Below are 26206 nucleotides of genomic sequence, written 5' to 3'. Positions count from 1 at the left end.
CACCCCGATGCCGCGCTGAGCGTGACATGTCAGGGGTGCGGGAGGAACGTAATCCCGCCCTCCGCGGCACCGGCAGTACCGGAGGGAATTCTTTGCCTCTCCATAGGATGGAATTGCCCCCTCATAGGAGGGGGCTGGCCCGTGCTTGAGACGTGCCGGGGAGGGCCCTCAGGCCCAGAGCTGGCCCTGGAGCGTCTCGATGGCCTCCTCGGTGGTGGCCGCCGTGTACACACCGGTGGACAGGTACTTCCAGCCGCCGTCGGCCACCACGAAGACGATGTCGGCGCTCTCGCCCGCCGCGACCGCCTTCCTGCCGACCCCGATCGCCGCGTGCAGGGCGGCGCCGGTGGAGACGCCCGCGAAGATGCCCTCCTGCTGGAGGAGTTCACGGGTGCGGGTGACCGCGTCCGCCGAGCCGACGGAGAAGCGGGTGGTGAGCACGGAGGCGTCGTACAGCTCGGGTACGAACCCCTCGTCGAGGTTCCTGAGCCCGTACACGAGGTCGTCGTAGCGCGGCTCGGCGGCGACGATCCGGACGTCCGGCTTGTGCTCGCGCAGATAGCGGCCGACGCCCATCAGGGTGCCGGTGGTGCCGAGGCCCGCGACGAAGTGGGTGACGGAGGGCAGGTCGGCGAGGATCTCCGGGCCGGTGGTGGCGTAGTGGGCTCCGGCGTTGTCCGGGTTGCCGTACTGGTAGAGCATCACCCAGTCGGGGTGCTCGGCGGCCAGCTCCTTGGCCACGCGCACGGCGGTGTTGGACCCGCCCGCGGCCGGGGAGGAGATGATCTCGGCGCCCCACATGCCGAGCAGGTCCCGGCGCTCCTGCGAGGTGTTCTCCGGCATCACGCACACCATGCGGTAGCCCTTGAGCTTGGCCGCCATGGCGAGGGAGATGCCGGTGTTGCCCGAGGTGGGCTCCAGGATCGTGCAGCCCGGGGTCAGCCGGCCGTCCTTCTCCGCCTGCTCGACCATGTGCAGGGCGGGGCGGTCCTTGACCGAGCCGGTGGGATTGCGGTCCTCCAGCTTGGCCCAGATCCGGACGTCGGGGGACGGCGACAGCCGCGGCAGGCGCACCAGGGGGGTGTTGCCCACCGCGGCCAGCGGGGAGTCGTAGCGCATCGCTGCTCAGCGGCCGATCAGCGCATGCCGCCGGCCACGGCCGGCAGGATCGTCACGCTGTCGCCGTCGGTCAGCTTGGTGGTGATGCCGTCCAGGAAGCGGACGTCCTCGTCGTTCAGGTAGACGTTGACGAAGCGGCGCAGCTGGTCGCCGTCCACGATGCGGGCCTGGATGCCCGCGTGCCGGGTCTCGAGGTCGGCGAACAGCTCGGCGAGGGTGGCCCCGGTGCCTTCGACCGCCTTCCGGCCGTCGGTGTAGGTGCGAAGGATGGTGGGGATGCGGACCTCGATGGCCATGGTTGCGGGCTCCTGTCGGAAGGGTTCGTCGATTCGATGTGCGTGCCCGGGGACCCCCGGGGCCCGGTGGCCCCTGAGGGAGCGCCGCGGCTCACGGCCGTGCGGCGGCGGGGAACGTCAACAGATGGCGCTGCTCAGCCTGCACAGGTCGACGTGCAGCCGCGCGACGAGCAGCGTGCCCGGCGCCTTGTCGCTCACGTCGTTCAGAACCATGGGCTCATCGTATCGATTCCCGGTCCGCCTTCCGGAATGCAGGTCCACATCGCGGACGGATTCCAACCACCCCTTGAGATCAGTAGGCCTCGACGACCTCGACCTCCTCCTCCGTGACCTCGCCGTCGAGGATGCGGAAGGAGCGGAACTGGAACGCGCCGAGCCCGTCGGCGTCGGCGGTGGAGACGAGGACGTAGTGGGCGCCGGGCTCGCCCGCGTAGCCGATGTCGGTCCGGGAGGGGTAGGCCTCGGTCGCGGTGTGGGAGTGGTAGATGATCACCGGCTCCTCGTCGCGGTCGTCCATCTCGCGGTAGAGCTTGAGCAGGTCCTGCGAGTCGAACTCGTAGAAGGTGGGCGAGCGGGCCGCGTTCAGCATGGGGATGAAGCGCTCGGGGCGCCCGGTGCCCGCGGGGCCGGCGACCACGCCGCACGCCTCGTCGGGGTGGTCCTCGCGGGCGTGGGCGACGATCCGGTCGTACAGGGCCTGGGTGAGGGTCAGCATGGGGGTCAGGATAAGCAAAGGGGCCGTCCCGTACCGAGGTGTGGTACGGGACGGCCCACATGGCGGACGTCCTGAGCGGCGGCCGGCGGGGGTGCCACGAGTACTCCCGGCGGCCGGACGTCCCGGGGAGGGTGTCCGGCGGAGGCGTCAGCGCTTGGCGAAGGCCGCGGCCTCCGGGTTGCGGCGCTTGAGCGCCCAGTAGGCGACGCCCAGGATCAGGCCCCACAGCGGCGCGCAGTACAGCGAGACGCGGGCGTCCTTGTCGATGCCCATCATCACGATCACCATGAGGATGAACAGGAGCGCGAACACGCTGGTGTACGGGGCTCCCGGCGCCCGGAACTCGCTCTGCGGCAGCTCGCCCCGGTCGGCCTTCCTGCGGTAGCGGATCTGGCAGACCAGGATGACGATCCAGGCCCACATGCCGGAGATGGTCGCGAAGGAGACGACGTAGTCGAACGCCTTGCCCGGCCACTGGTAGTTGATCCAGACGCCGACCAGCATCAGCGCGGCGGAGAACGTCGTGCCGGCGAGCGGGGTACCGCTGCGTGTCAGCTTGGTGAAGAACTTCGGGCCCTGGCTGTTGAGCGCCAGGTCGCGCAGCATGCGGCCGGTGGAGTACATGCCGGAGTTACAGGAGGACAGCGCGGCCGTGAGGACGACGAAGTTGACGATGCCCGCGCCCGCGGCCAGGCCCATCTTCTGGAACGCGGCCACGAAGGGGCTCACGCCCGGGTGGAACTGCGTCCACGGCACGACCGACAGGATCATGATCAGCGCGCCGACATAGAAGACGGCGATGCGCCACGGCACGGTGTTGATCGCCTTGGGCAGCACCTTCTTGGGGTCCTTCGACTCGCCCGCGGTCACACCGACCAGCTCGACGGCGAGGAAGGCGAACATGACCATCTGCAGGGTCATCAGCGTGCTGCCGACCCCGTGCGGGAAGAAGCCGCCGTCGTTCCACAGGTGGCTCACCGAGGCGGTGTCGCCGGCGTCGGAGAAGCCGACCGTCAGGATGCCGACGCAGATCAGGATCATGCCGATGATCGCGGTGACCTTGACCATGGAGAACCAGAACTCCAGCTCACCGAAGAGCTTCACGGAGATCAGGTTGGCGCCGTACAGCACGACCGTGAAGATCAGGGCCGAGACCCATTGCGGGACGTCGAACCAGTACGTCATGTAGGCGGCCGCGGCCGTGACCTCGGTGATGCCCGTGACCACCCAGAACAGCCAGTACGTCCACCCGGTCACGAAGCCCGCGAAGGGGCCGATGAACTCGCGCGCGTACTCCGAGAACGAACCCGACACCGGGCGGTACATCAGCAGCTCGCCGAGGGCGCGCATGATCAGGAAGATGACGAGGCCCGCGACGGCGTACGCCAGGATCAGGCTGGGGCCGGCCTTGGAGATGCCCTTGCCCGCGCCGAGGAAGAGACCCGTGCCGATGGCTCCGCCGATGGCGATCATCTGGATCTGCCGGGCTCCGAGCCCGCGCTGGTAACCCTCGCCGCCCTCGCCGCCCTCGGCCGTCCCGGCCTCGGTGCCGTCGCGATGCTGGTCGACCTGCGCTGAGGTCATGTGTGGTGCGCCTTTCTCCATGCCGACCCGGGCCTGTCGTCGGCCTCGGATCGGGTTTCGATCCCCCCGGATGATGGAGCTGAGCGGGTTTTCGCGAGCCCGCTCGTGCCTGGCCGGCGGTCGCCGGCTCGGTGGCGCACCCGGCCGAACATGGGTGGTGTTGGCCGGGCGGTCGTGAAGATTTATCACGGCCGCAACACTGATCACGCGGGGCCGTTGTGGCGCATCGCATAGGTAAAAGCGGACAAAGAACGCCCAAACGCGTCAAAACAGGCCGCAACGGTGACGGGATCGTTATCCGGATTTGAGCGTCCTCTGAGCGAACACTCGGGAGCGCCCCAGGGGGGACACGGCCGGGCAGATCACGGCATAAGGGTCGTCACCAGCGTCTCCTGGAGGCCGCCGAGCCACAGATAGGCCATCACCATCGGCTTGCGCGGGTCCTCGTCGGGGAGCCGGAAGAGCAGATCGGAGTCGTCCTCGTCCGTGATGTCGAGCCGGGCCCCGATCGCGAGCCGCAGGTCGTTCAGCGCGCCGAGCCACTGCCGCGACTCGGGCGGGGTCAGCTTCAGCACGGCCCCGCCGGCGTCCACCGGCGCGAGCGCGTCCAGGGCGCGGATCACCGCCAGCGCGCTCTCCCGCTTGCCCGCCCTGAGGTCGTTCTCGGTGTAGCGGCGGAACTCGGCGGAGTGCGCCCGCCGCTCCTCGGCCTCTTCGACCGAGTCCGGGCTCTTCTCCGGGTCGATGTAGGCGTCCGGGAAGAGCCGGCGCAGGACGGGGTCGGCCGGCGGTTCGCTCGGACCGTCGGCGAACAGCTCGGCGAGCGGGTCGTCGGGCGCGTCGGCGCCGGGGCCGGGACCGATGAGCTCCAGCAGCTGGACGGCCAGCGAGCGGATGATGGAGACCTCGACGTCGTCGAGTGCGACGGCCGCGCCGCCGCCGGGGAGCGGTTCGAAATGTCCGGGCATCTCAGTGGGTTCGCTACTTCCGGTCCTGCTGGAGGGTGGCCCACAGACCGTATCCGTGCATCGCCTGCACGTCGCGCTCCATCTCCTCGCGTGAACCGCTGGAGACGACCGCCCGGCCCTTGTGGTGGACATCGAGCATGAGCTTGGTGGCCTTGTCCTTGGTGTAGCCGAAGTACGACTGGAAGACGTACGTCACATAGCTCATGAGGTTGACCGGGTCGTTGTGCACGATGGTGACCCAGGGGACGTCGGGTTCGGGTACGGCGAAGACCTCCTCCGCCGACTCGGTGCGTTCGATCTCTACGGGCGCGGGTGACGTCACACAGCCCATGCTGCCACGCGCGCGATAAATCGTCACACTGACGAGATGGGGGTACCATCCTTGCCATGAACACAGCGGACCTTGGGCTGCCGGTGGATGTTCCGTCGACGGCACTCTTCACGGACCAGTACGAGCTGACGATGTTGCAGGCCGCGCTGAAGGCCGGTACGGCCGAACGGCGGAGCGTGTTCGAAGTCTTCACCCGGCGGCTGCCGCACGGGCGCCGCTACGGCGTGGTGGCCGGCACCGGGCGCGTCCTGGACGCGGTGGAGAACTTCCGCTTCGACCCGGACGTCCTCGACTTCCTGCGCGAGCGGAAGATCGTCGACGAGCCGACCCTGGAGTGGCTCGCCGGCTACCGCTTCAGCGGGGACGTGTGGGGCTACCCCGAGGGCGAGGTGTACTTCCCGGGCTCCCCGGTCATGCGGGTGGAGGGCACGTTCGCCGAGTGCGTGCTGCTGGAGACGGTGATCCTGTCCATCCTCAACCACGACTCCGCGATCGCGGCCGCCGCCTCCCGGATGGCCGCCGCCGCCGGCGGCCGACCGCTGATCGAGATGGGCGCCCGCCGCACCCACGAGCTGGCCGCGGTGGCCGCCGCGCGCGCCGCGTACGTCGGCGGCTTCGCCACCACCTCGGACCTGGCGGCCGGCTTCCGCTACGGCATCCCGACCGTCGGCACCTCCGCCCACGCCTTCACCCTGCTGCACGACAACGAGCGGGACGCCTTCCAGGCCCAGGTGGACGCCCTCGGCCGGGGCACCACCCTGCTCGTCGACACCTACGACGTCGCCGAGGCGGTCCGTACGGCGGTGGAGGTGGCCGGACCCGAGCTGGGCGCGGTCCGCATCGACTCCGGCGACCTGCTGCTGGTGGCCCACCGGGTGCGACAGCAGCTGGACGAGCTGGGTGCGCGGAACACGAAGATCGTCGTGACCTCGGACCTGGACGAGTACGCCATCGCCTCGCTGGCCGCCGCGCCCGTGGACGCGTACGGCGTCGGCACCCAGCTGGTGACCGGCTCCGGGCACCCCACCGCCGAGATGGTCTACAAGCTGGTCGCCCGCGCGACGACGGCCGATCCCGGGGCGCCGCTGGTGCCGGTGGCGAAGAAGTCCAGCAGTGGCAAGACGTCCGTGGGCGGCCGCAAGTGGGCGGCCCGGCGGCTGGACGAGGAGGGGATCGCGCAGGCCGAGGTGGTCGGCACCGGACCGGTGCCGCACGAGCTGGCCGACCGGCAGCTGCTGGTGCAGCTGGTCAAGGGCGGTGCGGTGGTCGCCCGCGAATCGCTGGACGTGCCGCGCGAGCGCCATATCGCCGCCCGCGCGAGCCTGCCCCTGTCCGCGATCCAGCTGTCCCGGGGGGAACCCGTCATTCCGACGGAGTACGTCCAGGGCGATTCGGGTAGCTAAGGCCCTGTCTGACAATGCGCGTCTGCCCCTCGACGCCCCCTCCCGCACGAGCCGGTAAGTGTCTAGGCTCGGTTACTTAACCCTCAGCCGAAGGACACCCACCATGCGCCGCGCCTTGATCGTCGTAGACGTGCAGAACGACTTCTGCGAGGGGGGCAGTCTCGCGGTGGCCGGCGGCGCCGACGTGGCCGCCGCCGTCACCGAGCTGATCGGCCAGGCGGCGGGGTCCGGATACCGCCATGTGGTGGCCACCCGCGATCACCACATCGCGCCGGGCGGCCACTTCGCGGACAACCCCGACTACGTCCGCTCCTGGCCCGCGCACTGCGTCGCGGGCACGGAGGGCGTGGGCTTCCACCCGAACTTCGCCCCCGCGGTCGCCTCCGGCGCGGTGGACGCCGTGTTCGACAAGGGGGCGTACTCGGCGGCGTACAGCGGCTTCGAGGGCGCCGACGAGAACGGCGTCCCGCTGGCCGACTGGCTGCGCGCCCGCCACATCGACGAGGTCGACGTCGTCGGCATCGCCACCGACCACTGCGTACGGGCCACGGCACTGGACGCGGCGCGCGAGGGCTTTCGCACCCACGTCCTGCTGGACCTGACGGCGGGGGTGGCCCCGGAAACCACCGAGAGAGCCCTGGAACAGCTCCGCGAGGCCGGGGTGGAACTCACCGGCAAGCCGATGGTCGGCGGCTGAGCGACGGGCACCGCGCACCCCCTCAGCCCTGGACGACCGCCGGTCGGCGCAGCAGGGCGCGTATGGGGTGCCACAGCTCCGTCGCGGTGACACCGTTGTCGGGCGCCGTGCGCCATATCAGGCCGTCGGGATGGTGCAGCACGGCGGTGATCTCGTCCGGCGTCGGAGGCGCCGCGTTGCCCCGCAGGTAGATCGCCCGCAGGCCCAGGTTCCGCAACCTGGTCAGGGCCCTGGCCCGGTTCTGCGCGTGCACCAGCACCCGCACCGCGGCCGAGCCGTAGGGCAGGTTGAGCGCCACCACCACCGTGCCGTTCGGCAGCTTGCAGAAGCCTCCTGCGGCCATGCGGTCACATCCCCGTTTCGTTCGGTGTCAATAAGCGAAGCACAGGACGCACCTAAACACGATCGGCGGCAACCCGCCAGGGGGTTGCCGCCGATACGCTTCTGACCTGCGAAAATATCCGCTACTTCACCGCGGGGCCGACTTCCAGCTCGATCGTCGAGCCGTCCTTGGCCTGCTTGATGATCTTGATCTTGGTGTTGGTGTCAGTGATCTTGACACCACCGGTCGGGTTGGACGGGTCGTAGTAGGTGCTGGTGTGGTCGTTGAAGACCGGCACACCCTTCTGCGACTTGATCTTCGTGGCCTTGTCCGCCTTGTGCAGCGTGAAGGCGTCCGTGCGGTCCAGGCTGAACGGCGAGTCGTAGGCCTGGATGCGGTTGCGCAGCAGCGTGCCGTCGGAGTACTTCAGCGCCGTCGGGTGCGCGTCGACCGGCAGGATCTCGCCCGTACCCGGGTGGTCGTGGACATTGGTGTTGTTGTCCGCCTGGGAGGTGTCCCACTTCCAGATCAGCAGACCGTTCTGGTACGGGTAGTGCTCGACCCAGTCGGGGCGCTTGGCCGAACCGAAGTTGTACGGGCCGACCTTGAGGGTCTTGTCGTACGACACGTACTGCCGGTTCTCGGCGATGTAGTACTGCTTGTAGTCCTTGGTGAAGGACGCGCCGATGCGGGAGAAGCCGGTGGCGGTCCAGCCGGCGTCGGCGCTCTCGGCGTCGTCCGAGAACACCGTCGAACCGTCCGCGGTGACCGCGATCTCGTCGGCCGCGAAGCCCTTCTGCGCCACACCGCCGTCGGTCTGGTAGCGGAAGCGGACGTCGACCTTCTTGCCCGCGTAGGCGTCCAGCGAGTACGACAGCTTCTTGTAGCCGTCGACCGTGCCGGTCAGGGCCGGCTTGCCGGAGCCGTCACGCGGGATGGCCTGGCCGTCCACCGTGCCGTCCAGCGCGGTCCAGTTGGCACCGCCGTCGGTCGACACCTCGGTGTAAAGGTAGTCGTAGCCGTTCTCGATGTCGTACCAGCCGTCCAGCGTCAGGGCCGCCGACGACTTGCCGGTGAGGTCGACGGAACGGGTCAGCGTGTTCTTGAGGTTGTCACCGCTGCCGCTCCACCACTGGGCCGAGCCCTGCGCCGGGGCGACGATCTCGGTCTTGACCGCCTTGTCCGGCAGCGAGACGACCAGCGCCTGCCGGTACTTGGTGTTGTACTCGGCCAGGCCCAGCTTGTGCCAGGAGGAGACGCCGGCCTTGCCGCTGTCGTAGTTCAGCCAGCCCAGCTGGAGCTTGTCCCAGGCGTTCATGTCGCCGGGCAGGTTACCGATGGACTCCTTGCCGGTGCCCAGCCAGGAGCCGGAGGACATGAGCGTCCAGAAGCCGGTGGAGTTGTCGCCGCCGTTGGTGTCGTACTCGTCCGGCAGACCGAGGTCGTGGCCGTACTCGTGGGCGAAGACGCCGAGGCCGCCGTTCTCCGGCTGGATGGTGTAGTCGCCGACCCAGACACCGGTGTCGCCGACCTGCGCGCCGCCGAGCTTGTTGCCCGCGGGACCGGTGGCGCCGGCGTCGGTGCCGAAGGCGTACCAGCGGTGGGCCCAGATCGCGTCGGTGCCCTGGGCACCGCCGCCCGCGGACTCGTCCTCACCGGCGTGCACGATCTGGAAGTGGTCGACGTAGCCGTCCGGCTCGTTGAAGTTGCCGTCGCCGTCGTAGTCGTAGCGGTCCCACTGGTCGTACTTGGCCAGGTCCGCCTTGATGGCGGCGTCGGACTTGCCGGCCGCCTTCTGCTGGGCGACCCACGCGTTCAGGCCGTCGCTGACGACGTTCCACACGCTCGGGCAGTTGGTGGCGCCACAGGCGTTGTTGCCGTAACGGGCCTCGTTGTAGGGGACCTTGACCCAGTCCGTGACCTCGCCGTCGACCGAGTAGCGGCCCGAGGACTGCTTCTCGTAGTACTTCTTCAGCGACTCGGTCTTCTTGCCGGTGCCGAAGTACAGGTCCTGGTAGTGCTTCTTGTTGTAGTCCTTCTGCCAGGCCGTCGAGTTGTCCTTCTTGCGGTCCGGCGCGGCGATCTGGTTGTGCAGCGGGCCGGCCGTGCCACCCGCCTTGGGGTCCTTCTGGTCCCCGAACTCCACCAGGATGGTGAAGATCTTGTCGGTCTTCTCGCGACTCAGCTCGACGTACTTGCTGTCGCCCTTCCTGCTCTTGAGCTGGACGACCTTGGAGCCGTTGCGCTCCTTCGCCTTGGCCTTGCCCGATATGACCTGGTTCAGGGCCTCCTGACGCTGAGCCCTCTGGGTCTTGCTCAGCGGGCCGTCGAGGTCGTGCGTCTGCTGCTTCACCGGAGCCGGGTCGTGCCGGTTCACGGCGGCCGGCCTGGCGGTGGTGCTCGCCTCGGCGACGGCGAACGTCGCGAACGTGGCGGACGCGGCCGCCAGTGTCACACCGATCGCGGCCGTTCTGAACATCCAGGATCTGCTGGTCACTTGAGTTCCTCCCCCGCGCCGCGCACACGGACAGGGGGTCCCGGGTCTTGGAGGAATCCGTGCGCGCACGATCAACGCGTGTAATCAAGTGACGACATTTGACTAGAGGTTTAGAAGAAAAGACAGACCTTGACTTGAGCAGGACAAGTGCACTATGCGGAGCGTGCGTTCGCTTTGCGAACGCCCCGGGGCCCGCCGCCGAACAGCGGACCACCCCTCGCCGGGCGCGGGGTTCCACCTGCTGGCCGTGCCCATGACTCCGTGCGCCCCCTGTGCATCCGTACCGTGGGTTAGGTCACGCTTACCGACCGCCTCGCTCGGGCATGCACGCGAAGAGAGTCGAACGGCACCCCCCTCAAGAATCCCGAAGACTTCCGAGGACACGATTGCCATGCCTCGTCCGACCGCCGCACAGATCGCCTACGGTTCCTGCACCGTGATCCTCTCGACGCTCGCCATGCTGCTGCTCTCCCAGACGAGTTCGGGCCTGGGGATCGCCGTCATCGCCCTCGCGGCACTCGCCCTGGGGCTCCTGGTGGCCATGACGGTTCCCGCTCCCCGAGCCGTCCAGGCGCCCGCCGAGGCCGTGACCGACGAGGAACGCGTGCCCACGAGGCTGTGACCGGCGCCCGACCTCGCCGCGTAGGGGAAGTACATGAGCGGCGGAACCGTCGGGTGACGGTCCGCCGCTCTCGCGCGCGCACGCGTGACGCGTTCGTTCAACGGGTGCCGACCACCACCGTCTTGGCCGCCTTGTCGTGCAGACCCTGTTTGTAGGGCTTGTCGAAGTAGCTCCAGCCGCCGCAGATCGCGGTCCAGATGCAGGCGCAGCAGAAGGCGAACGGCACCCACAGCACCAGGGCGCGGATGAGCGAGGTCTGGGGGGAGGGGGTGGCGCCGTTCTCCAGGTTGGCCACCCGCATGTTCAGCCACTTCATACCGAGGGTCTGCCCGGTCCTGCCGATCAGGAGGGTGTCGTAGGCGACGTAGAGGACGGCCGCGATCACGGACTGCGCGACCGATCTGCCGACCTCGATGTGGTCGCCGTTCACGTCGTACTGGCGCACCCCGAAGGCCCAGGTGAGCAGCCAGACGACGATGCCGACGAGGATCATGTCGAGGATCCGCGCGAGCGTCCGTCTGCCGCTGTCGGCGAGCGGCGGCATGCCCGCCAGGGGATCACCCGGGTAGCCGCCGGGACCGCCTCCCTGGGGGCCACCCTCATACGGACCACCCCCGTAGGGACCGCCGCCGTAGGGGCTGCCCCCATAGGGACCGCCGCCATAGGGGCCGCCGCCGGGCGGCGGGGGCTGGGCGCCTCCGTAGGGAGGTGGCTGCTGGCCGCCCGGAGGCGGGGGCTGGCCACCGGGCGGCGGGGGCTGCTGGGCACCGCCGTACGGGGCGTCGTACGGCGAGCCCGACCCCGCCTCCGAGGGGGGCCGCTTTTCGAACGGGTCGTCCTCCGGTGGCTGCTGTCCGGAGCCGGGGGGCGGTTCGCTGCTCATGGCCCGAGTGGAACCCGAAGATCACGGCCGCGCATCCGGCGAGCCGCCGTACGGAGTAGCCGGGCGCCGCGGTCAGCCCGCCACGAAGGTATGGGCCGCCTTGTCGTGCCAGCACTGGCGCCAGGGCCGGTCGAACAGGCACCACAGCACGCCCACGATCCCGATGCCGAGCAGCCCCGGCACGCTGTACACCAGCCAGCGGCGCAGCGCCGGACCGAAACCCGGGGGCTCGTGCGCCTCGATGTCACGCACCTCGATCCGGCACAGCCTCTTGCCCAGGGTGCGGCCCCACCTGGCGGTGGGCAGCACCTCGAAGACCACCCCGGACACGAGCAGCACGGCGAGGACGACGCCCAGGCTGGTGCCGGTCGTGCCGTCGAGCAGCCAGACGGTGACGGTACGGCCGGACAGCCGGGCCTCGTCGATCTTCTGCTGGATGTGGTCGGCAGCCCGCAGACCGAGGGGGACGGCCGCGGCGGCCGTCACGGCGCCCACCACCACGCTGTCCACCAGCCGGGCGGCGAACCGCTTGCCGAGTCCGGCGGGACGGGCCGCCGCCTGGCGGCGCGCGGCCGCCTGGAACACGTCCTCCACCGGCGGCTTCCACGGCGCCACGGGCTGCTCGTCGGCGCCCCCGGCCAGCTGGTGCACCTGCTGCGCCCAGGAGGTCTGCCCGCCGCCGGCACCAGCGGCCAGCGGCGTCCCGGCGCCGCCCTGACGCGGCACCGAGGGCGCCACGGCGGAGGCGGCCGGTGGCTGCTGGGCGGCGGCCGGGAAGCCGTGCGGTGCCGGCGCGTGCTGCGCCGGGGGCGCGGGCTGACCGGGCTGTGCCGCCGCCGGAGCCTGTGCGGCGGCACGGGCCGCGGCGGCCTTGCCGGCGCCGAAACCGGGACCGGCGGCCGGGGTGCCGGGCGTGGCGCCGGGGGCCGAGGGCGAGGACGGTGCCGGCACGCCGACCGGTCCCTGCGTGCCGAAGCCCGCTCCGGGCGCCGGGCCGGTGCCCGGAGCTCCGAAGCCGGTGCCACCCGGTGTGCCCGGGCCGGAACCGGGCGCCCCGAAGCCGGTGCCCTGTGCCTCGCCCGAGCCCGGCGCCCCGAAACCGGTGCCCTGCGCGTGCTGTCCGGGTTGTCCGGGCGCCGGGCGGAAGGTCATCGTGCCGTCGTCCGTCACGGCCGCCGGGCCCGGCACCGGGCGCCTGAAGATGAACGTGCCGCCGGGATCGGGCTCGCCGTCCCGCGCCGGCGGGACCGGTGCCGTGCCGTCGGCGCGGGCCGCGGCCGGACCGGCGGCGGCGATCCTCGGGTCGACCGGCCGGTCGGCGTCGCCGGGGCCCGGGTGCCCCGGGACCGCGGAGGGCGGCTGGGGGTCCTCGTCGAAGAAGTGGGGGCCGGTCTCCTCGACGGCCGGGGCCGCCGGGCGCACACCGGGGGGCGGGGTGAGCTGCTCGCCGTCCTGCGGCGCCGGCCGGCTGGTGCCGGGCACCCAGGAGGCGCCGTTCCAGTACCGGACGTAACCGGGGATGGACGGGTCCGGGTAGTAGCCCTCGCGGGGCCTGTCGTCACCTGGGGCCGGGGTTGGGGCGCTCATGTCCGTCGTCCCGTATCTGCTCGGGGGTGGGGTGGGAGCCTCCACATCTATCAGACGCGGGCATCCCCCACCGCCAGTCCGGCCGGACCCACTCCTTTCCGGGCAACGCCGTTGCCGACACGCGCCGGTCCGCGAAAAAACTTCTCCGAACCCGCGTAACGGCCGGGCCCCGGCCCCCTCTCCCCGGTACGGGCACCCACCGGGCGGCCCGGCACGATTCGACGAGGAAAGGAAACGCAGGCCATGCGTCACACCGTGGTGCAACGGGAGCTGGAGTTGAGGCTCGTCCTGTCACCGGAGCGCAGCATCCCGGTCCCGGTCCGGCTCGGCTACCGCACCGAGGACCCCTACGCCGTCCACATCACCTTCCACATCGACTCCGAGCACCCGGTCGACTGGACGTTCGCCCGCGACCTGCTGGTCGAGGGGGTGTTCCGGCCGTGCGGGCACGGGGACGTGCGGGTCTGGCCGACCAAGGTCGACGGGCGGGGCGTCGTGCTGATGGCGCTCAGCTCGCCCGACGGGGACGCGCTGCTCCAGGCGCCGGTCCCGCAGGTGTCGGCCTGGCTGGAGCGGACGCTGCGGGTGGTGCCGCCGGGCGCCGAGGGCGGCCGGCTGGGCATCGACGACGCGCTCGACCAGCTGCTCGCCCGGTGAACGCCCCCGGCACCGGGTCAGAACAGCTTGCCGGGGTTGAGGATGCCCAGCGGGTCGAAGACCTGCTTGACGGCCCGCTGCATCTCCACGCCCACGGGGCCGATCTCCCGGGCGAGCCACTCCTTCTTCAGGACCCCGACGCCGTGCTCGCCGGTGATGGTGCCGCCCAGCTCCAGGCCGAGGGCCATGATCTCGTCGAACGACTCCCGGGCGCGCCGGGACTCCTCGGGGTCGCGGGCGTCGAAGCAGACGGTGGGGTGGGTATTGCCGTCCCCGGCGTGGGCGCAGACGCCGATGGTCAGGTCGTACTTGCCGGCGATCCGCTCCACCCCGTCGAGCATGGCGCCGAGCCGGGAGCGCGGTACGCACACGTCGTCGATCATCGTCGTGCCCTTGACCGCCTCCAGCGCGGTCAGCGAGAGCCGCCTGGCCTGCAACAGCATCTCGGACTCGGTGGCGTCCTCGGCGGGGACGACCTGGGTGGCGCCGGCCGCCTCGCACAGGGCGCCGACGGCGGCGAGGTCGGCGGCCGGGTCCGGGGTGTCGAAGGCGGCCAGCAGCAGTGCCTCGGTGCTCTCCGGCAGGCCCATGTGGGCGAGGGCGTTGACGGCCTTGACGGTCGTACGGTCCATCAGTTCGAGGAGGGAGGGGACGTGACCGCCCTCCATGATCCGGCACACGGCGTCGCAGGCGGCGGTGGCGGAGGCGAACTCGGCGGCCAGCACCAGCTGCCGCGGCGGTTTGGGGCGGAGGGCGAGGACCGCGCGGACGACGATGCCCAGCGAGCCCTCGGAGCCGACGAACAGCCGGGTGAGGTCGTAGCCGGCGACGCCCTTCGCGGTGCGGCGGCCGGTTGACATCAGCCGGCCGTCGGCGAGGACGACGTCCAGACCGAGGACGTACTCGGCGGTCACGCCGTACTTGACGCAGCACAGCCCGCCCGAGGCGGTGCCGATGTTGCCGCCGATCGTGCACATCTCCCAGCTGGACGGGTCCGGCGGGTAGCACAGTCCGTGCTCCTCGACGGCGCGGGAGAGGGCCGCGTTGATCACCCCCGGTTCGACCACGGCGATCCGGTCGACGGGGCTGATCTCCAGGATGCGGTCCATCTTGGTGAGGGACAGCGCGATGCAGCCCTCCGTGGTGTTGGCGCCGCCGGACAGTCCGGTGCGCGCGCCCTGCGGCACGACCGGGACCCGCAGTTCGGTGGCGGTGCGCATGACGTGTTGCACCTGGTCCACCGTGCGGGGCAGCACCACGACGGACGGGGCGCCGGCCGCGCAGAAGCTGGCCATGTCGTTGGCGTAGGAGGACGTGACCTCGGGGTCGGTCAGGACGGCCTCGGGGGGCAGCCCGGCCAGGAGCCGGCCGACGAGGTCGGCGGCTGCCGCGGTGTCTTCACCGCGAGGTGCTTCGATGCGGCTCATGATCACAGGTTCGCACTCGCGGCCATCGGTGTGAACCCCACACGCGCCGCCCTTGGGCCGCCCGGATGCGTTCGTCATATTGACGCACAGTGAGCGCCATGGACAACCGACTGAGCGCGCCGGGAACGTCCCCGATCGCCGGGCCACCTCCGCCGCGCCGCCGTCTGCGGTGGCCGCGCCGGGTGCTGGTCGTCGCCCTGGCGGGCGGCGTGGCCGCGGGCGCGGTGCTGACCCTGTCGCCCCGGGACCGGCGGCACGGGACGGCACCGGCGCCCGCGGCGGGACCCCGGGTGCAGGCGCCGGCCGCGGTGACCTTCGGGGTGCCGGCCGCGCTGCCCCAGCTGACGGCGCTGATCGGGCAGCAGGAGCAGCGGGTGCGGGCACAGCCGCGGGACGCACGTGCGTGGGCGGTGCTGGGCACGGCGTACGTCGAGCGGGGGCGCGAGGCGGCCGACCCGGCGAGCTTTCCGAAGGCGGAACAGGCGCTGCGGACCTCGCTGCGGGTGCGCGGCGCGCGCAACACCGAGGCGCTGGACGGTCTGGCGGCGCTGGCCCTGGCGCGGCGGGACTTCCCGGCGGCGAAGCAGTACGCCGAGCAGGCGCTGAAGGCGTCGCCCGGCCGGTGGGCCTCGTATCCGCCGGTGATCGACGCCTACAACGGGCTCGGCGACTACGACGCGGCCCACAAGGCCCTGGACAAGCTGCTGGGGCTGCGCACCGGCGCGGCGGAGCGGCCCGCCGTGATGGCGCGGGCCGCGGCGGTCTACCGGGACCGCGGCTGGCGCGAGGACGCGGTGGCCCAGCTGACCGACGCGGCGGCGGCCGCCCGCACACCCGCCGAGCAGGCCGCCTATCTGACCGGGCTTGGGCAGCTGGCCTGGGAGCGGGGCGACCTGAAGGAAGCGTTGCGGCACTTCGAGGCGGCCCTGCGCCTGGAACCGGGCCGGCGGGCGGCGCTGACCGGGCGGGGGCGGACGCTGGCCGCGCTGGGCCGCACGACGGAGGCGCTGACCGCCTACCGGACGGCACTGGCCCGGCAGCCGGACCCGGAGGACATCCTGGAGCTGGGCGAGTTGTACGAGTCGCTGGGGCAGGACCGGTCCGCCACGGCGCAGTACGCGCAGTTCCGGACGCGGGTGCGGCAGGCGGTGGCGGCCGGCGTCGACGAGGAGCTGCTGATCGGCCGGTTCGAGGCGGACCACGGGGACCCGTTCGAGGCGGTGGAGCGGCTGGAGGAGGAGTACCGGCGCCAGCCGGGCATCGAGGTGGCCGACGCGCTCGGCTGGGCGCTGCACCGGGCCGGCGACGACAAGGAGGCGCTGACCTACGCCTCCGTCGCCACGGACCAGACGAAGGGCGGCGGGGTGCGCAGCGCGCCGTACGCGTTCCACCGGGGGATCATCGAGGGCGAGCTGGAGCTGTCCGGGCCGGCCCGGCGCCATCTGCAGGAGGCGCTCCGGATCAACCCCTACTTCTCCCCGCTGCGAGCGCCCGAGGCGCGCGAGGCGCTGGCCGCGCTGGGCGACGTACCGGAGGAGCCGCTGCCCGCCGAGGCCCCTTAGCGGGGCCCGGCGGGAGCGGCGACGCCTCGGCTACAGGTTGCCCCGCCGGTCCTGCTCGCGCTCGATCGCCTCGAACAGGGCCTTGAAGTTGCCCTTGCCGAAGCCCATCGAGCCGTGCCGCTCGATCAGCTCGAAGAAGACGGTCGGGCGGTCCTGGACCGGCTTGGTGAAGATCTGCAGCAGGTAGCCGTCCTCGTCGCGGTCCGCGAGGATCTTCAGTTCGCGCAGGGTGTCGATCGGCACGCGGGTGTCGCCCACCCACTCGCCGAGGGTGTCGTAGTACGAGTCGGGGGTGTCGAGGAACTCGACGCCGGCCGCGCGCATCGTGCGGACGGTCTGCACGATGTCGTTGGTGTTCAGCGCGATGTGCTGGACGCCCGCGCCACCGTAGAACTCCAGGTACTCGTCGATCTGGGACTTCTTCTTGGCGATCGCCGGCTCGTTGATCGGGAACTTGACCTTGAGGGTGCCGTCCGCGACCACCTTGGACATCAGCGCGCTGTACTCGGTCGCGATGTCGTCGCCCACGAACTCCTTCATGTTCGTGAAGCCCATGACCTTGTTGTAGAAGCCCACCCACTCGTTCATACGCCCGAGTTCGACGTTGCCCACGCAGTGGTCGATCGCCTGGAAGGTGCGGTGCGCGGGGGCCTGGACCATCGGCTTGGCCGTCGTGTATCCGGGCAGGTAGGGGCCGTCGTAGCCGGTGCGCTCGACCAGGGTGTGGCGGGTCTCGCCGTAGGTGGCGATGGCGGCGAGGACGACGGTGCCGTGCTCGTCCTTGACCTCGTGGGGCTCGGCGACGGAGCGGGCGCCGTGCTCGACCGCGTACGCGTGCGCGGCGCGGGCGTCCGGGACCTCGATGGCCAGGTCGACGACGCCGTCGCCGTGCTCGGCCACGTGCTGGGCGAGGAAGCGGCCCCAGTCGCTGCTCGGCCGGATCACCGAGGTGAACACGAAGCGGGCGGAGCCGTTCTCCAGTACGTAACTGGCGGTCTCCCGGCTGCCGTTCTCGGGGCCGGAGTAGGCGACCAGCTTCATGCCGAAGGCGGAGGAGTAGTAGTGCGCCGCCTGCTTGGCGTTGCCCACGGCGAAGACGACCGCGTCCATTCCCTTGACCGGGAAGGGGTCGGCCTGCCGTGCGGTGTCGGGAGTGTGGTGAGTGGTCTGCGTCATAGCGGAAGGGTGGCCCCGCTCTGCAAGGTGCGCAATAGTTCTCGTATCCAATGGACAATCTGTTCAGTGCTTCGGCCGGGTCGGCGGCCTTTCTGTACAGGATGACCACCGTGGGAGGGCTCCGATGGGGATCGACCGGCTGGACGGGCGGATCATCGTGCTGCTGGCTCAGGAACCGCGCGTCGGCGTGCTGGAGATGTCGCGCAGGCTCGGAGTGGCGCGCGGGACCGTCCAGGCGCGCCTGGACCGGCTTCAGTCGAATGGGGTCATCCGCGGATTCGGCCCCCAGGTGGATCCGGCCGCCCTGGGCTACCCGGTCACCGCGTTCGCCACGCTCCAGATCCGGCAGGGCCAAGGCGCCGACGTGCGGGCGTACTTGGCGACCGTGCCCGAGGTGCTGGAGCTTCTCACCACCACCGGCGGCGGGGACATGCTGTGCCGTCTGGTGGCCCGCTCGAACGCCGATCTCCAGCGGGTGATCGACCGGGTTGTCGGCTTCGACGGCATCGTCCGGGCCTCCACGGCGATCGTCATGGAGAACCCCGTTCCGCTGCGGGTCATCCCGCTGGTGGAACAGGCCTCCGCGGACAGCGAGAGGAACGCGGCCGACCGGGAGTGACGGCCTAGCAGCTCGGGACCGGTCCCTTGCCCTTCTCCAGGGCGAGCAGGGCGTCGACCGCCCCCCGCAGGGTGGTCACCGGGACCAGTCTGAGCCCCTTGGGCAGCTCCGACTTGGCGTCCGAGCACTCGGCCTTCGGCACCAGGAAGACACTGGCCCCGTCCCGCCGGGCGGCCTGCGTCTTCAGGGCCACCCCGCCGACCGCGCCGACCTTGCCGTCGGCGGTGATCGTGCCCGTACCGGCGATGGTACGGCCGCCCGTGAGGTCGCCGCCGCTGCCGTCGCCGTCCAGTTTGTCGATGATCCCCAGGGTGAACAGCAGCCCGGCGCTGGGTCCGCCCACGTCGGCGAGCCTCAGGGTGACCTTGACCTTGTCGCCGCTCAGGTGCAGGTACCTCAACGCCGCCTGGGCAGCGGCGTCCTGGGACTGCCGCATCTGGGCCGCGTTGTGCTTCTCGATCTCCTTGACGTTGTCGCCGCTCGGGTAGACCGAGTCGCGCGGCATGACCGCGCGGTCGCCGCGGAACCAGTTGTCGAGCACGTCGGCGAGGGACACCCGGGCGTCCGGCCCGGTCGCCTCGATCGTCGTCATCCGCAGCTGTCCGCCGGTCTTGCGGGTCGTAGCCCCGGACACGCTGATCACCGCGGTGCCCTTGTTCTCCCCGAGCACGTTCGCCGTCATCCCGGGCTGCGCCACCGAGAACGGCAGCGGCGCGAACCCGGCCGTGACGAAAAGGGCCACGACGGGCAGGGCGCAGACGGCCACGGCCTGGGAGCGTGTGAGACGTGAGAGCACGAGGTCAATCTACGTGACGCCCCCTCGCCCCTCCGTCCCTGCGCCACTTTCGTTCCTCCCGGGGGACCGGGTCAGCGCAGCGCCTCCGCGACCTCCCGCGCCGCCTCCAGCACCCGGGGCCCCACCCGTTCGGGTACCGCGTCCGCCAGCATCACCACGCCCACGCTGCCCTCGACGCCCGTCACACCGACCAGGGGGGCCGCGGCCCCACTGGCCCCCGCCTCCAGTTCGCCGTGCGTGAGCGTGTAGCCCGGATCGGCGGAGGGCGACTGGCGTGCGGCGAGTATCGCCCGGCCGGCCGCCCCGCGGTCCAGGGGATGCCGGAAACCGGCCCGGTAGGCCACGTGATAGTCCGTCCAGGTCGGCTCGACCACCGCGACGGCCAGCGCCTCACTGCCGTCCACCAGCGTCAGATGCGCCGTCGCCCCGATGTCCTCGGCCAGCGACCGCAGCGCGGGCAGCGCGGCCTCGCGCACCAGCGGATGCACCTGGCGGCCGAGCCGCAGCACCCCGAGTCCGACCCGGGCGCGCCCGCCCAGGTCACGCCGTACGAGCGCGTGCTGTTCGAGCGTGGCGAGCAACCGGTACACCACGGTACGGTTCACGCCCAGTTTGGTGGACAGCTCCGTGACGGTCAGCCCGTGGTCGGTGTCGGCCAGCAGCTTGAGGACGCGCAGTCCCCGGTCGAGCGTCTGAGAAGTCTCCGCGGTCACGACGCCCACTCCTTTGGTGGTGAGGCCGGCGGCCCCTGAGCGGCGTATGCGTCACCGAGTCCCGTCGGCGACGCGCTTCAGAGGCCGCCGATCGGCAGGACGGCCCGGCAACTGCCGGGCCGAGTCGCTTCACGGCTGCGCTCCGCGGCGGCGCTGCCACGGGGCGTGTGCGTAGCGGGACAGTAGCGAAGCCGGTTCGCTGAGCGGAAGTGTCCGTCCAGAATCCGGGCAAGCCTCGATCCGGCCTGCTGCCATTCGTCCGGATTACGCCCACCGGGGCGGCGCGGGCGGCCCGACGTCACCGCATCCGCGTGGCCCACTCCCGCACCTTGTCGATCCGCTGCCGCAGCTGCCCCGCCGTCGCCTCCGCGCTCGGCGGCCCCCCGCACACCCGCCGCAGCTCGGTGTGGATGACCCCGTGCGGCTTGCCGCTCTGGTGGACGTAGGCGCTGACCAGGGTGTTGAGCTGCTTGCGCAGCTCCATCATCTCCTTGTGGGAGACGACCGGGCGCCGCTCGGCCGGCAGCTCCAGCAGGTCCGCCTCCTCGTCCGGCTTCTTCCGGCTGTGCGCGATCTGCCGGGCCTGCCGCTTCTGGAGCAGCAGCTGCACCTGGTCGGGCTCCAGCAGTCCGGGGATGCCGAGGTAGTCCTGCTCCTCCTCGCTCCCGGGGTGCGCCTGCATGCCGAACTCGGCACCGTCGTACAGCACCCGGTCGAAGACGGCGTCGGACTCCAGCGCCTCGAAGGGCAGCATGTCCTGTTCGCCGGTGTCCTCGTCCTGCTCCTTGTTCGCCTCCTCCATCTCCTTCTCGGATTCGGCGTACGGGTCCTCCTCGCCCTCCTTCTTCGGCTTGTCGAGGGCGTGGTCCCGTTCCTTCTCCATCTCGTTGGCGAAGGTCAGCAGGTCGGGGACGGTCGGCAGGAATACGGACGCGGTCTCGCCGCGCCGCCGGGAACGCACGAAACGCCCGACGGCCTGGGCGAAGAACAGCGGGGTGGAGATGGTCGTGGCGTAGACCCCCACCGCGAGCCGGGGCACGTCGACGCCTTCGGACACCATGCGCACGGCGACCATCCACCGGTCATCGCTCGCGCTGAAGTCGTCGATCCTCTTCGAGGCACCGACGTCGTCGGAGAGGACGAGGGTGGCCTTCGTGCCGGTGATCTCCCGGATCAGCTTGGCGTAGGCGCGGGCGGACTCCTGGTCGGAGGCGATGACGAGGGCGCCCGCGTCCGGGATGGCCTTCCTGACCTCGGTCAGCCGCTGGTCGGCGGCGCGCAGCACGCTGGGCATCCATTCACCGCGTGCGTCGAGCGCGGTCCGCCAGGCCTGGCTGACCGCGTCCTTCGTCATCGGCTCGCCGAGCCGGGCGGCGATCTCGTCACCGGCCTTCGTCCGCCAGCGCATGTTGCCGCTGTAGGAGAGGAAGATGACGGGCCGCACGACGTGGTCGGCGAGGGCGTTGCCGTAGCCGTAGGTGTAGTCGGCGGAGGACCGCCGGATGCCGTCCGCCCCCTCCTCGTACGTCACGAACGGGATGGGGTTGGTGTCCGACCGGAACGGCGTACCGGTCAGCGCGAGCCGACGCGTGGCCGGTTCGAACGCCTCCAGACACGCCTCGCCCCAGGACTTGGAGTCGCCTGCGTGGTGGATCTCGTCGAGGATCACCAGGGTCTTGCGCTGCTCGACCCGGTTGCGGTGCAGCATCGGGCGGACGCCGACACCGGCGTACGTGACCGCGACGCCGTCGTACTCCCTGCCGAGCGGCCCCGCGCTGTACTCGGGGTCGAGCTTGATCCCTATCCGGGCGGCGGCCTCGGCCCACTGCTTCTTCAGGTGCTCGGTGGGCGCGACCACGGTCACCTGCTGCACGACGTGGTGGTGCAGCAGCCAGGAGGCGAGGGTCAGCGCGAAGGTCGTCTTGCCGGCGCCGGGTGTGGCGACGGCGAGGAAGTCACGCGGTTGCTCCTGGAGGTACTTCTCCATCGCCCCCTGCTGCCAGGCGCGCAGCTTGCTGGCGGTGCCCCAGGGGGCGCGGCCGGGGAAGGCGGGAGAGAGGTGGTGGGAGTGCGTGGCGGAAGCAGAGGAAGCAGACATAGGGGTGGGCCCGGAAGGCCCTCCATAGAGGGTGTCGGTCGGTGACGGGCGGGCGGTAGTCACGGTCTCCGGGGATCGTCAAGGTCGGGCGGCTACGTATGACAACCGGGCCACCCTACCGGCGCCGCCTTCCCGTCGACGCCCGGACGAGCCCGGGTCGCCCCCGGGTGGGATCCACGTCACAGCCGCCACGGGCGCCCCGCCGCCCCGTCGCACGGCTCCTCTCCCCGGCCGCCCCGGCGATGACCAGGGCGTACGCCCGCCTGACGATGACCAGGGCGTACACCCGCCCTCGCGCTCCCGGCGCTCAGCGCTCCCGCAGCCGCCGGGTCACGAAGGCCCCGACGAGCGCCACGGCGGCCATCGGCAGGAACACGGCGGCGAAGGCGGCGGGATGGGTACCGTCGGCCGTCGACGCCGCGCCGGCCGCGTCCGCCGCGCCGGCGGACGCGCTGCCGCCGCCCAGGGCCGCGAACGCCGCACCCGTCACCGCCAGCAGGACGACGTTGGACAGGGCGTCGGAGATCTGCAGCGCGGCGGAGTTGTGCCCGGCCTCCTCCGGCGCGGACAGCCGGAGCAGCAGCACGCTGGTGGAGGACATCACCAGACCCATGCCCAGGCAGCCGAAACCCCAGGCGACGGCGACGGTCCACACGGGCACCGAGGGCAGCAGCACGCTGGGCGCGGTCAGGATCGCGGCCGCGACCAGCACCATCCCGGCGGTCATCAGCCGCTCCCGGTACGGCGTCACGCGCGGCCGGGACTGCAGCCAGGAGCCCAGCGCCCAGGTGGCGCCGCCCGCCGCCAGCGAGAACCCGGCGAGCGTCGGCGACAGACCGCGCTGGGTGACCAGCATCAGCGGGACGAAGGACTCGGCGGCGATGAAGGACCCGGCGGACAGGCCGCGCAGCAGCACGACGGAGGGCAGTCCGCGGGCCGCCCGGTAGGTGCCGCGCGGGAGGAGTCCGAGGACGGCGGGCACGAGCAGGGCGGTGCCGGCCAGTCCGGGGAGCAGGGAGAGGGGGCGCAGGTCCTGGGCGGCGTACTGGAGGAGCCCTGCGCCCAGGGAGACGGCGAGGGCCAGCCGGATGCGCCGGCGGTCGAAGGAGGCGCTGCCCGCGGCCGCGTCGACCGGGCCGCCCGCGCGCCGGCGTATCTGGGGCAGGGCGAGGGCGAGCGGGAACACGACGAGGGCCGGGATGCCGAGGAAGACCCAGCGCCAGCCGAGGTGTTCGGTGACGGCGCCGGAGGCCAGGGGGCCGACGATCGAGGGCACGACCCAGCCGGCCGCGAAGGCCGCCATGATCGCGGGCCGCAGCCGCTCCGGATAGGCGCGGCCGACGACGACGTACAGGGCGACGATGACCAGCCCGCCGCCGAGGCCTTGGACGGCCCGGCCGAGGATGAACACCCACATCACCCGCGCGGTCCCGGCGACGACCAGTCCCGCGGCGAAGGCGCCGATGCCCGTGGACAGCGCGCCGAGGGGGCCGCGCCGGTCGGACCACTGTCCGGCGAGGACCATCCCGAAGAGGCTGGTCGTGAAGTACCCGGAGAAGGCGAAGGCGTACAGGGCGACGCCGTCAAGTTCCCGCGCGGCGACGGGCATCGCGGTACCGACGGCGGTCGCCTCGAAGGCGATCAGCAGGACGACGGAGACGATGCCGACACTGAGCGCCCGGTAGGACCGGCCCAGCACACCGGCTCCCGGTTCTAGAGACTGGTCCAGGACGGCGGCGTCGCGGGATTCGAGGGCACTCATGCTCGTCAGGGTAAGGCCCGCAACCGGCTTTGACTCCTGTCGCAGGTCCCGGTCCTCCTACGACGTTGGTCGTACGCCCGCCCCCTTTCATGAACGCCACATGGCAGCCGCGTTGCAACCCCGGAGGCCCTCTTGAACCCCCCGCTCCCCCGGGCCTACGGTCATCACACGAACACGGCCGGGTTCCCGGGCCGTGAACGAGAAGTAGGACACGGCCGTGTGCCCGAGTGGTTTAGGGGCTCGCCTGCAAAGCGAGTTACGTGGGTTCGAATCCCGCCATGGCCTCTGGCGTCTCGAACAGGCCAAACAGCAGGGCGGCACCCCCGGAGGGGTGCCGCCCTGATCTTCGTCAGTCTCAGTTCCCGTCCCAGTTACGGGCGGGCCACTATGGCGCTACGCCCCGAAGACTGCGAAACGATCCCCATGAAGGGCGCGGGAGAGCACAATCAACATCCCGACATCGTCGCCGCACAACGTCACGACACCACGGGGAAAGGTGGGGGATGGAACCCTGGATCTCACTCACTGCCGCGTCCGTACTCACTACCGTCGCCATCTTCAGCAGTGCCAAGGTGCGCAGCATCCTGCGAGCGATCTTCCGACGCCCCAGAGACCTGTCTCTGATCGTTAGAGGGCCGGATGGACGCCAGGCGGTTCTGGAAATCAAGGGAACCAAGGCTTCCCCGGAGGAACTGGACGCTCTCATCAAGGCGACCTTCGAGGGCATCAGAAGCGAGCCGACAGGCGACGCCCAGGCTCCCGCCGGCGAGAGCTCTCGGCGAGCCACAGGAGGCGACTCAGATGACTGAAGACGCCGCCAACTCCGGTTCGGACTCGGGTGTCACCACTCAAGCGGCTACTGCGGTACCAGCCGTGGCCAACACCCCCACAGCAGTCACCACAGTGTCAGTCCACTTCAAACTCGTATTCATCTGCGTCACGGTGATAACCGTGCTTGCGCTTGCGGCCAGCCTGTACATCGGCATCTTCGTGGAGAAGCCCACCGAGGCCGCCAAGTCAGCAATGAACACTTGTTCGACACTTGCCAATCTGGGATTCGGGGCAATGGTCGGACTCTTGGGCGGCAAGGCCGTGAACTAGGGGCCCATCCTGCCGGGTGTGGCGGCGGCCCGCCGTGTCCGCCGCGGTCCCTCAGAGCGTTTCGTGGGGGTCTTGGCGGAGGAGTTCCGTCCAGTAGTGCCAGGTGGTTTCGGGCAGGGTGGGGGTGGGGTCGAGGGTGTTCAGGGTGTGGAGCATGGCCGCCGCCAACTGGTCGTAGGCGTCTGTCGTGAGCGCGTGGTTCAGGTGTTCGTCGATGGTGCGCTCGTGGTGCAGGAGCCAGAGGGTGAAGGCGAGGGTGGAGACGTCGGTGTTGAGGGTGTGGAGCGTCGCCTCGGGTTCGCTGAACGTCAGCACCGCCCCCGTTCTGCCGTCGAGGATCAGGCTGGTGTCCTCGGCGAGACCGCCCAGCCGGATCAAGTGGTCGCAGTGGGCGGGGAGTTCCCGCGGTGGGCCGGTGTCGCCGCGGGTGTCGGTGACGTACTCGCGCAGGGTCGGCAGGGGGACGTCCGTGTCGGCGTGGAAGAGGACCGCCTCCTCCGGCAGGCCCGTCTGGCGCAGGAAGCGGCGCGTCGGCTCGTGGGTCAGCGTGGCGGGGAAGTCGACCTCCTCGAAGCGGGCCACCCGGCCGTGGCCGAACTCCTGGTCCAGGACGCGCGCGGGGACGTCCAGGGTGAGCCCTGATTCCGTGCCGGGGCCCGCGACGAGGGCGAGCGGGCGGATCAGCGCGGCCGCCTTCCAGTACGGCGGGACCCGGCCGTCACTGCCCCGCTCGAAGAGCGCGAGGAGTCGGCGGGAGGCCTCGGCCACGGTCGTGGGGCCGTACTGCCCGGCCAGCGAGGCGAAACGGCCGCGCAGGCCCGTCAGTTCCTCGGTGACCGCGGCGAACCGCAGAAGCGTGTCCAGGGAGGCCGCGAACGGGCGCGGCTCGGGCGGCTCGAAGAGATAGGCCGTGGTGAGCTCGCCCGTGGCGCCGTCGAGCAGGATCGACTCGGGACGCATGCCCGCCGGGTTGAGCAGTTCGCCGATCACCAGCCGGCCGCGCAGCTCCTCCGCCACCTGGAAGGGACCGCCGGCGGCGTCGGCCAGCGTGCGCAGACCGTGCGTGCGCAGCGGCGAGAAGGTGAGCACGTCGGTGCGGTCGGGCAGGCCGGGGCCCGAGAGCAGACCGCGGGTCGGCGCGTGCGTGACGTGGCGGTCCAGCTCCGCCTCGGTCAGCGTGATCGCCGTGCTCCCGGCGTCCGTCCCGCTCATCGCTCCCCCGCGATTCCCCGTGCATGCCCGTGCGCGCCCGCGCTCGGGCCGTCTCGTGC

General features: G+C 71.1%; 26 protein-coding genes and 1 tRNA gene. 9 read left to right on the top strand and 18 right to left on the bottom strand.

The features are described 5' to 3' along the window. Nucleotides 1-168: 168 nt before the first annotated feature. From ACIBA9_RS09945 to clpS, 7 genes are all read right to left on the bottom strand, one after another. A complete protein-coding gene (locus ACIBA9_RS09945) occupies nucleotides 169-1119 on the bottom strand; it encodes a cysteine synthase (protein ID WP_362154529.1) in 951 nt (316 codons plus the stop codon). Nucleotides 1120-1136: 17 nt separating this feature from the next. Continuing rightward, on the bottom strand, nucleotides 1137-1415 hold the full coding sequence (locus tag ACIBA9_RS09940) for a MoaD/ThiS family protein (RefSeq protein WP_362154532.1): 279 nt from the start codon (nucleotides 1413-1415) through the stop codon (nucleotides 1137-1139). Nucleotides 1416-1532: 117 nt separating this feature from the next. After that, nucleotides 1533-1628 carry a putative leader peptide gene (locus ACIBA9_RS09935; protein WP_362154535.1) on the bottom strand — a complete coding sequence of 32 codons (96 nt, stop codon included), beginning with the start codon at nucleotides 1626-1628 and terminating at the stop codon, nucleotides 1533-1535. A 79-nt stretch (nucleotides 1629-1707) separates the two neighbouring features. Beyond that, nucleotides 1708-2130 carry a M67 family metallopeptidase gene (locus tag ACIBA9_RS09930; protein ID WP_362154537.1) on the bottom strand — a complete coding sequence of 141 codons (423 nt, stop codon included), beginning with the start codon at nucleotides 2128-2130 and terminating at the stop codon, nucleotides 1708-1710. Between the two features lie 147 nt (nucleotides 2131-2277). Then, nucleotides 2278-3714 (bottom strand): amino acid permease, encoded by a 1437-nt coding sequence (locus ACIBA9_RS09925; RefSeq protein ID WP_399361435.1) that lies wholly within the window; start codon nucleotides 3712-3714, stop codon nucleotides 2278-2280. A gap of 362 nt (nucleotides 3715-4076) precedes the next feature. Continuing rightward, on the bottom strand, nucleotides 4077-4682 hold the full coding sequence (locus ACIBA9_RS09920) for a DUF2017 domain-containing protein (RefSeq protein ID WP_399361433.1): 606 nt from the start codon (nucleotides 4680-4682) through the stop codon (nucleotides 4077-4079). Nucleotides 4683-4695: 13 nt separating this feature from the next. Then, the gene (clpS, locus tag ACIBA9_RS09915; RefSeq protein WP_201815795.1) at nucleotides 4696-5013 is read right to left on the bottom strand and encodes an ATP-dependent Clp protease adapter ClpS; all 318 of its coding nucleotides are present in this window, start codon (nucleotides 5011-5013) and stop codon (nucleotides 4696-4698) included. Between the two features lie 56 nt (nucleotides 5014-5069). On the opposite strand from clpS, the gene ACIBA9_RS09910 reads away from it, so the two are divergent. After that, nucleotides 5070-6416: a nicotinate phosphoribosyltransferase gene (locus ACIBA9_RS09910; protein ID WP_399361431.1), complete on the top strand. Its 1347-nt coding sequence runs from the start codon at nucleotides 5070-5072 to the stop codon at nucleotides 6414-6416. Nucleotides 6417-6519: 103 nt separating this feature from the next. After that, entirely contained in the window at nucleotides 6520-7113 is a 594-nt protein-coding gene (locus tag ACIBA9_RS09905) for an isochorismatase family protein (RefSeq protein WP_399361429.1), read from the top strand. A 22-nt stretch (nucleotides 7114-7135) separates the two neighbouring features. On the opposite strand, the gene ACIBA9_RS09900 is transcribed toward ACIBA9_RS09905, so the two are convergent. Then, nucleotides 7136-7456 (bottom strand): hypothetical protein, encoded by a 321-nt coding sequence (locus ACIBA9_RS09900; protein ID WP_362154548.1) that lies wholly within the window; start codon nucleotides 7454-7456, stop codon nucleotides 7136-7138. 121 nt (nucleotides 7457-7577) lie between these two features. Continuing rightward, nucleotides 7578-9932 carry an immune inhibitor A domain-containing protein gene (locus ACIBA9_RS09895; protein WP_399361427.1) on the bottom strand — a complete coding sequence of 785 codons (2355 nt, stop codon included), beginning with the start codon at nucleotides 9930-9932 and terminating at the stop codon, nucleotides 7578-7580. Nucleotides 9933-10323: 391 nt separating this feature from the next. On the opposite strand from ACIBA9_RS09895, the gene ACIBA9_RS09890 reads away from it, so the two are divergent. Beyond that, the gene (locus ACIBA9_RS09890) at nucleotides 10324-10554 is read left to right on the top strand and encodes a hypothetical protein (protein WP_399361425.1); all 231 of its coding nucleotides are present in this window, start codon (nucleotides 10324-10326) and stop codon (nucleotides 10552-10554) included. Between the two features lie 97 nt (nucleotides 10555-10651). On the opposite strand, the gene ACIBA9_RS09885 is transcribed toward ACIBA9_RS09890, so the two are convergent. Next, a complete protein-coding gene (locus tag ACIBA9_RS09885; RefSeq protein WP_399361423.1) occupies nucleotides 10652-11437 on the bottom strand; it encodes an RDD family protein in 786 nt (261 codons plus the stop codon). Nucleotides 11438-11509: 72 nt separating this feature from the next. Next, a complete protein-coding gene (locus ACIBA9_RS09880) occupies nucleotides 11510-13024 on the bottom strand; it encodes an RDD family protein (protein WP_399361421.1) in 1515 nt (504 codons plus the stop codon). Between the two features lie 243 nt (nucleotides 13025-13267). On the opposite strand from ACIBA9_RS09880, the gene ACIBA9_RS09875 reads away from it, so the two are divergent. Then, entirely contained in the window at nucleotides 13268-13681 is a 414-nt protein-coding gene (locus ACIBA9_RS09875; protein WP_399361418.1) for an SsgA family sporulation/cell division regulator, read from the top strand. Between the two features lie 17 nt (nucleotides 13682-13698). Here the strand turns inward: ACIBA9_RS09875 and ACIBA9_RS09870 are convergent, their stop codons facing one another. Beyond that, nucleotides 13699-15114 (bottom strand): FAD-binding oxidoreductase, encoded by a 1416-nt coding sequence (locus tag ACIBA9_RS09870; RefSeq protein ID WP_399362080.1) that lies wholly within the window; start codon nucleotides 15112-15114, stop codon nucleotides 13699-13701. A gap of 92 nt (nucleotides 15115-15206) precedes the next feature. Here ACIBA9_RS09870 and ACIBA9_RS09865 point away from each other — a divergent pair, with 92 nt between their 5' ends. Beyond that, nucleotides 15207-16670, top strand: a complete 1464-nt coding sequence (locus ACIBA9_RS09865; RefSeq protein ID WP_399361416.1) for a tetratricopeptide repeat protein — start codon at nucleotides 15207-15209, stop codon at nucleotides 16668-16670. Nucleotides 16671-16700: 30 nt separating this feature from the next. Here ACIBA9_RS09865 and hppD read toward each other — a convergent pair whose 3' ends face one another. Beyond that, nucleotides 16701-17846 carry a 4-hydroxyphenylpyruvate dioxygenase gene (gene hppD / locus ACIBA9_RS09860; protein ID WP_399361413.1) on the bottom strand — a complete coding sequence of 382 codons (1146 nt, stop codon included), beginning with the start codon at nucleotides 17844-17846 and terminating at the stop codon, nucleotides 16701-16703. Nucleotides 17847-17970: 124 nt separating this feature from the next. Between hppD and ACIBA9_RS09855 the strand changes: the two genes are divergently transcribed. Further along, nucleotides 17971-18465 (top strand): Lrp/AsnC family transcriptional regulator, encoded by a 495-nt coding sequence (locus ACIBA9_RS09855; RefSeq protein WP_362154570.1) that lies wholly within the window; start codon nucleotides 17971-17973, stop codon nucleotides 18463-18465. A gap of 4 nt (nucleotides 18466-18469) precedes the next feature. Here the strand turns inward: ACIBA9_RS09855 and ACIBA9_RS09850 are convergent, their stop codons facing one another. The 4 genes from ACIBA9_RS09850 to ACIBA9_RS09835 all read right to left on the bottom strand — a co-directional run bounded on the left by ACIBA9_RS09850 (nucleotide 18470) and on the right by ACIBA9_RS09835 (nucleotide 23834). After that, nucleotides 18470-19261 (bottom strand): S16 family serine protease, encoded by a 792-nt coding sequence (locus tag ACIBA9_RS09850; RefSeq protein ID WP_399361411.1) that lies wholly within the window; start codon nucleotides 19259-19261, stop codon nucleotides 18470-18472. A gap of 71 nt (nucleotides 19262-19332) precedes the next feature. Next, nucleotides 19333-19974 (bottom strand): helix-turn-helix domain-containing protein, encoded by a 642-nt coding sequence (locus ACIBA9_RS09845; protein WP_362154575.1) that lies wholly within the window; start codon nucleotides 19972-19974, stop codon nucleotides 19333-19335. A 298-nt stretch (nucleotides 19975-20272) separates the two neighbouring features. Beyond that, nucleotides 20273-22072 carry a DEAD/DEAH box helicase gene (locus ACIBA9_RS09840; protein WP_399361409.1) on the bottom strand — a complete coding sequence of 600 codons (1800 nt, stop codon included), beginning with the start codon at nucleotides 22070-22072 and terminating at the stop codon, nucleotides 20273-20275. A 307-nt stretch (nucleotides 22073-22379) separates the two neighbouring features. Then, entirely contained in the window at nucleotides 22380-23834 is a 1455-nt protein-coding gene (locus tag ACIBA9_RS09835; RefSeq protein WP_399361407.1) for an MFS transporter, read from the bottom strand. Between the two features lie 213 nt (nucleotides 23835-24047). Here ACIBA9_RS09835 and ACIBA9_RS09830 point away from each other — a divergent pair. The 3 genes from ACIBA9_RS09830 to ACIBA9_RS09820 all read left to right on the top strand — a co-directional run bounded on the left by ACIBA9_RS09830 (nucleotide 24048) and on the right by ACIBA9_RS09820 (nucleotide 24935). Next, nucleotides 24048-24119 (top strand) — tRNA-Cys (locus ACIBA9_RS09830). Between the two features lie 218 nt (nucleotides 24120-24337). Beyond that, entirely contained in the window at nucleotides 24338-24643 is a 306-nt protein-coding gene (locus tag ACIBA9_RS09825; protein WP_399361405.1) for a hypothetical protein, read from the top strand. Next, nucleotides 24636-24935 (top strand): hypothetical protein, encoded by a 300-nt coding sequence (locus ACIBA9_RS09820; RefSeq protein ID WP_399361403.1) that lies wholly within the window; start codon nucleotides 24636-24638, stop codon nucleotides 24933-24935. The genes ACIBA9_RS09825 and ACIBA9_RS09820 overlap by 8 nt, the downstream gene beginning before the upstream one ends. 51 nt (nucleotides 24936-24986) lie before the next feature. Here the strand turns inward: ACIBA9_RS09820 and ACIBA9_RS09815 are convergent, their stop codons facing one another. After that, nucleotides 24987-26147 (bottom strand): SUKH-4 family immunity protein, encoded by a 1161-nt coding sequence (locus ACIBA9_RS09815; RefSeq protein ID WP_399361401.1) that lies wholly within the window; start codon nucleotides 26145-26147, stop codon nucleotides 24987-24989. Nucleotides 26148-26206: the final 59 nt, after the last annotated feature.

The organism is Streptomyces sp. NPDC051452, from assembly GCF_044454765.1.
Taxonomy (GTDB): Bacteria; Actinomycetota; Actinomycetes; order Streptomycetales; family Streptomycetaceae; genus Streptomyces.
The sequence above is the reverse complement of the archived record's forward strand: the minus strand, read 5'-3'. Positions and strand labels throughout refer to the sequence as shown.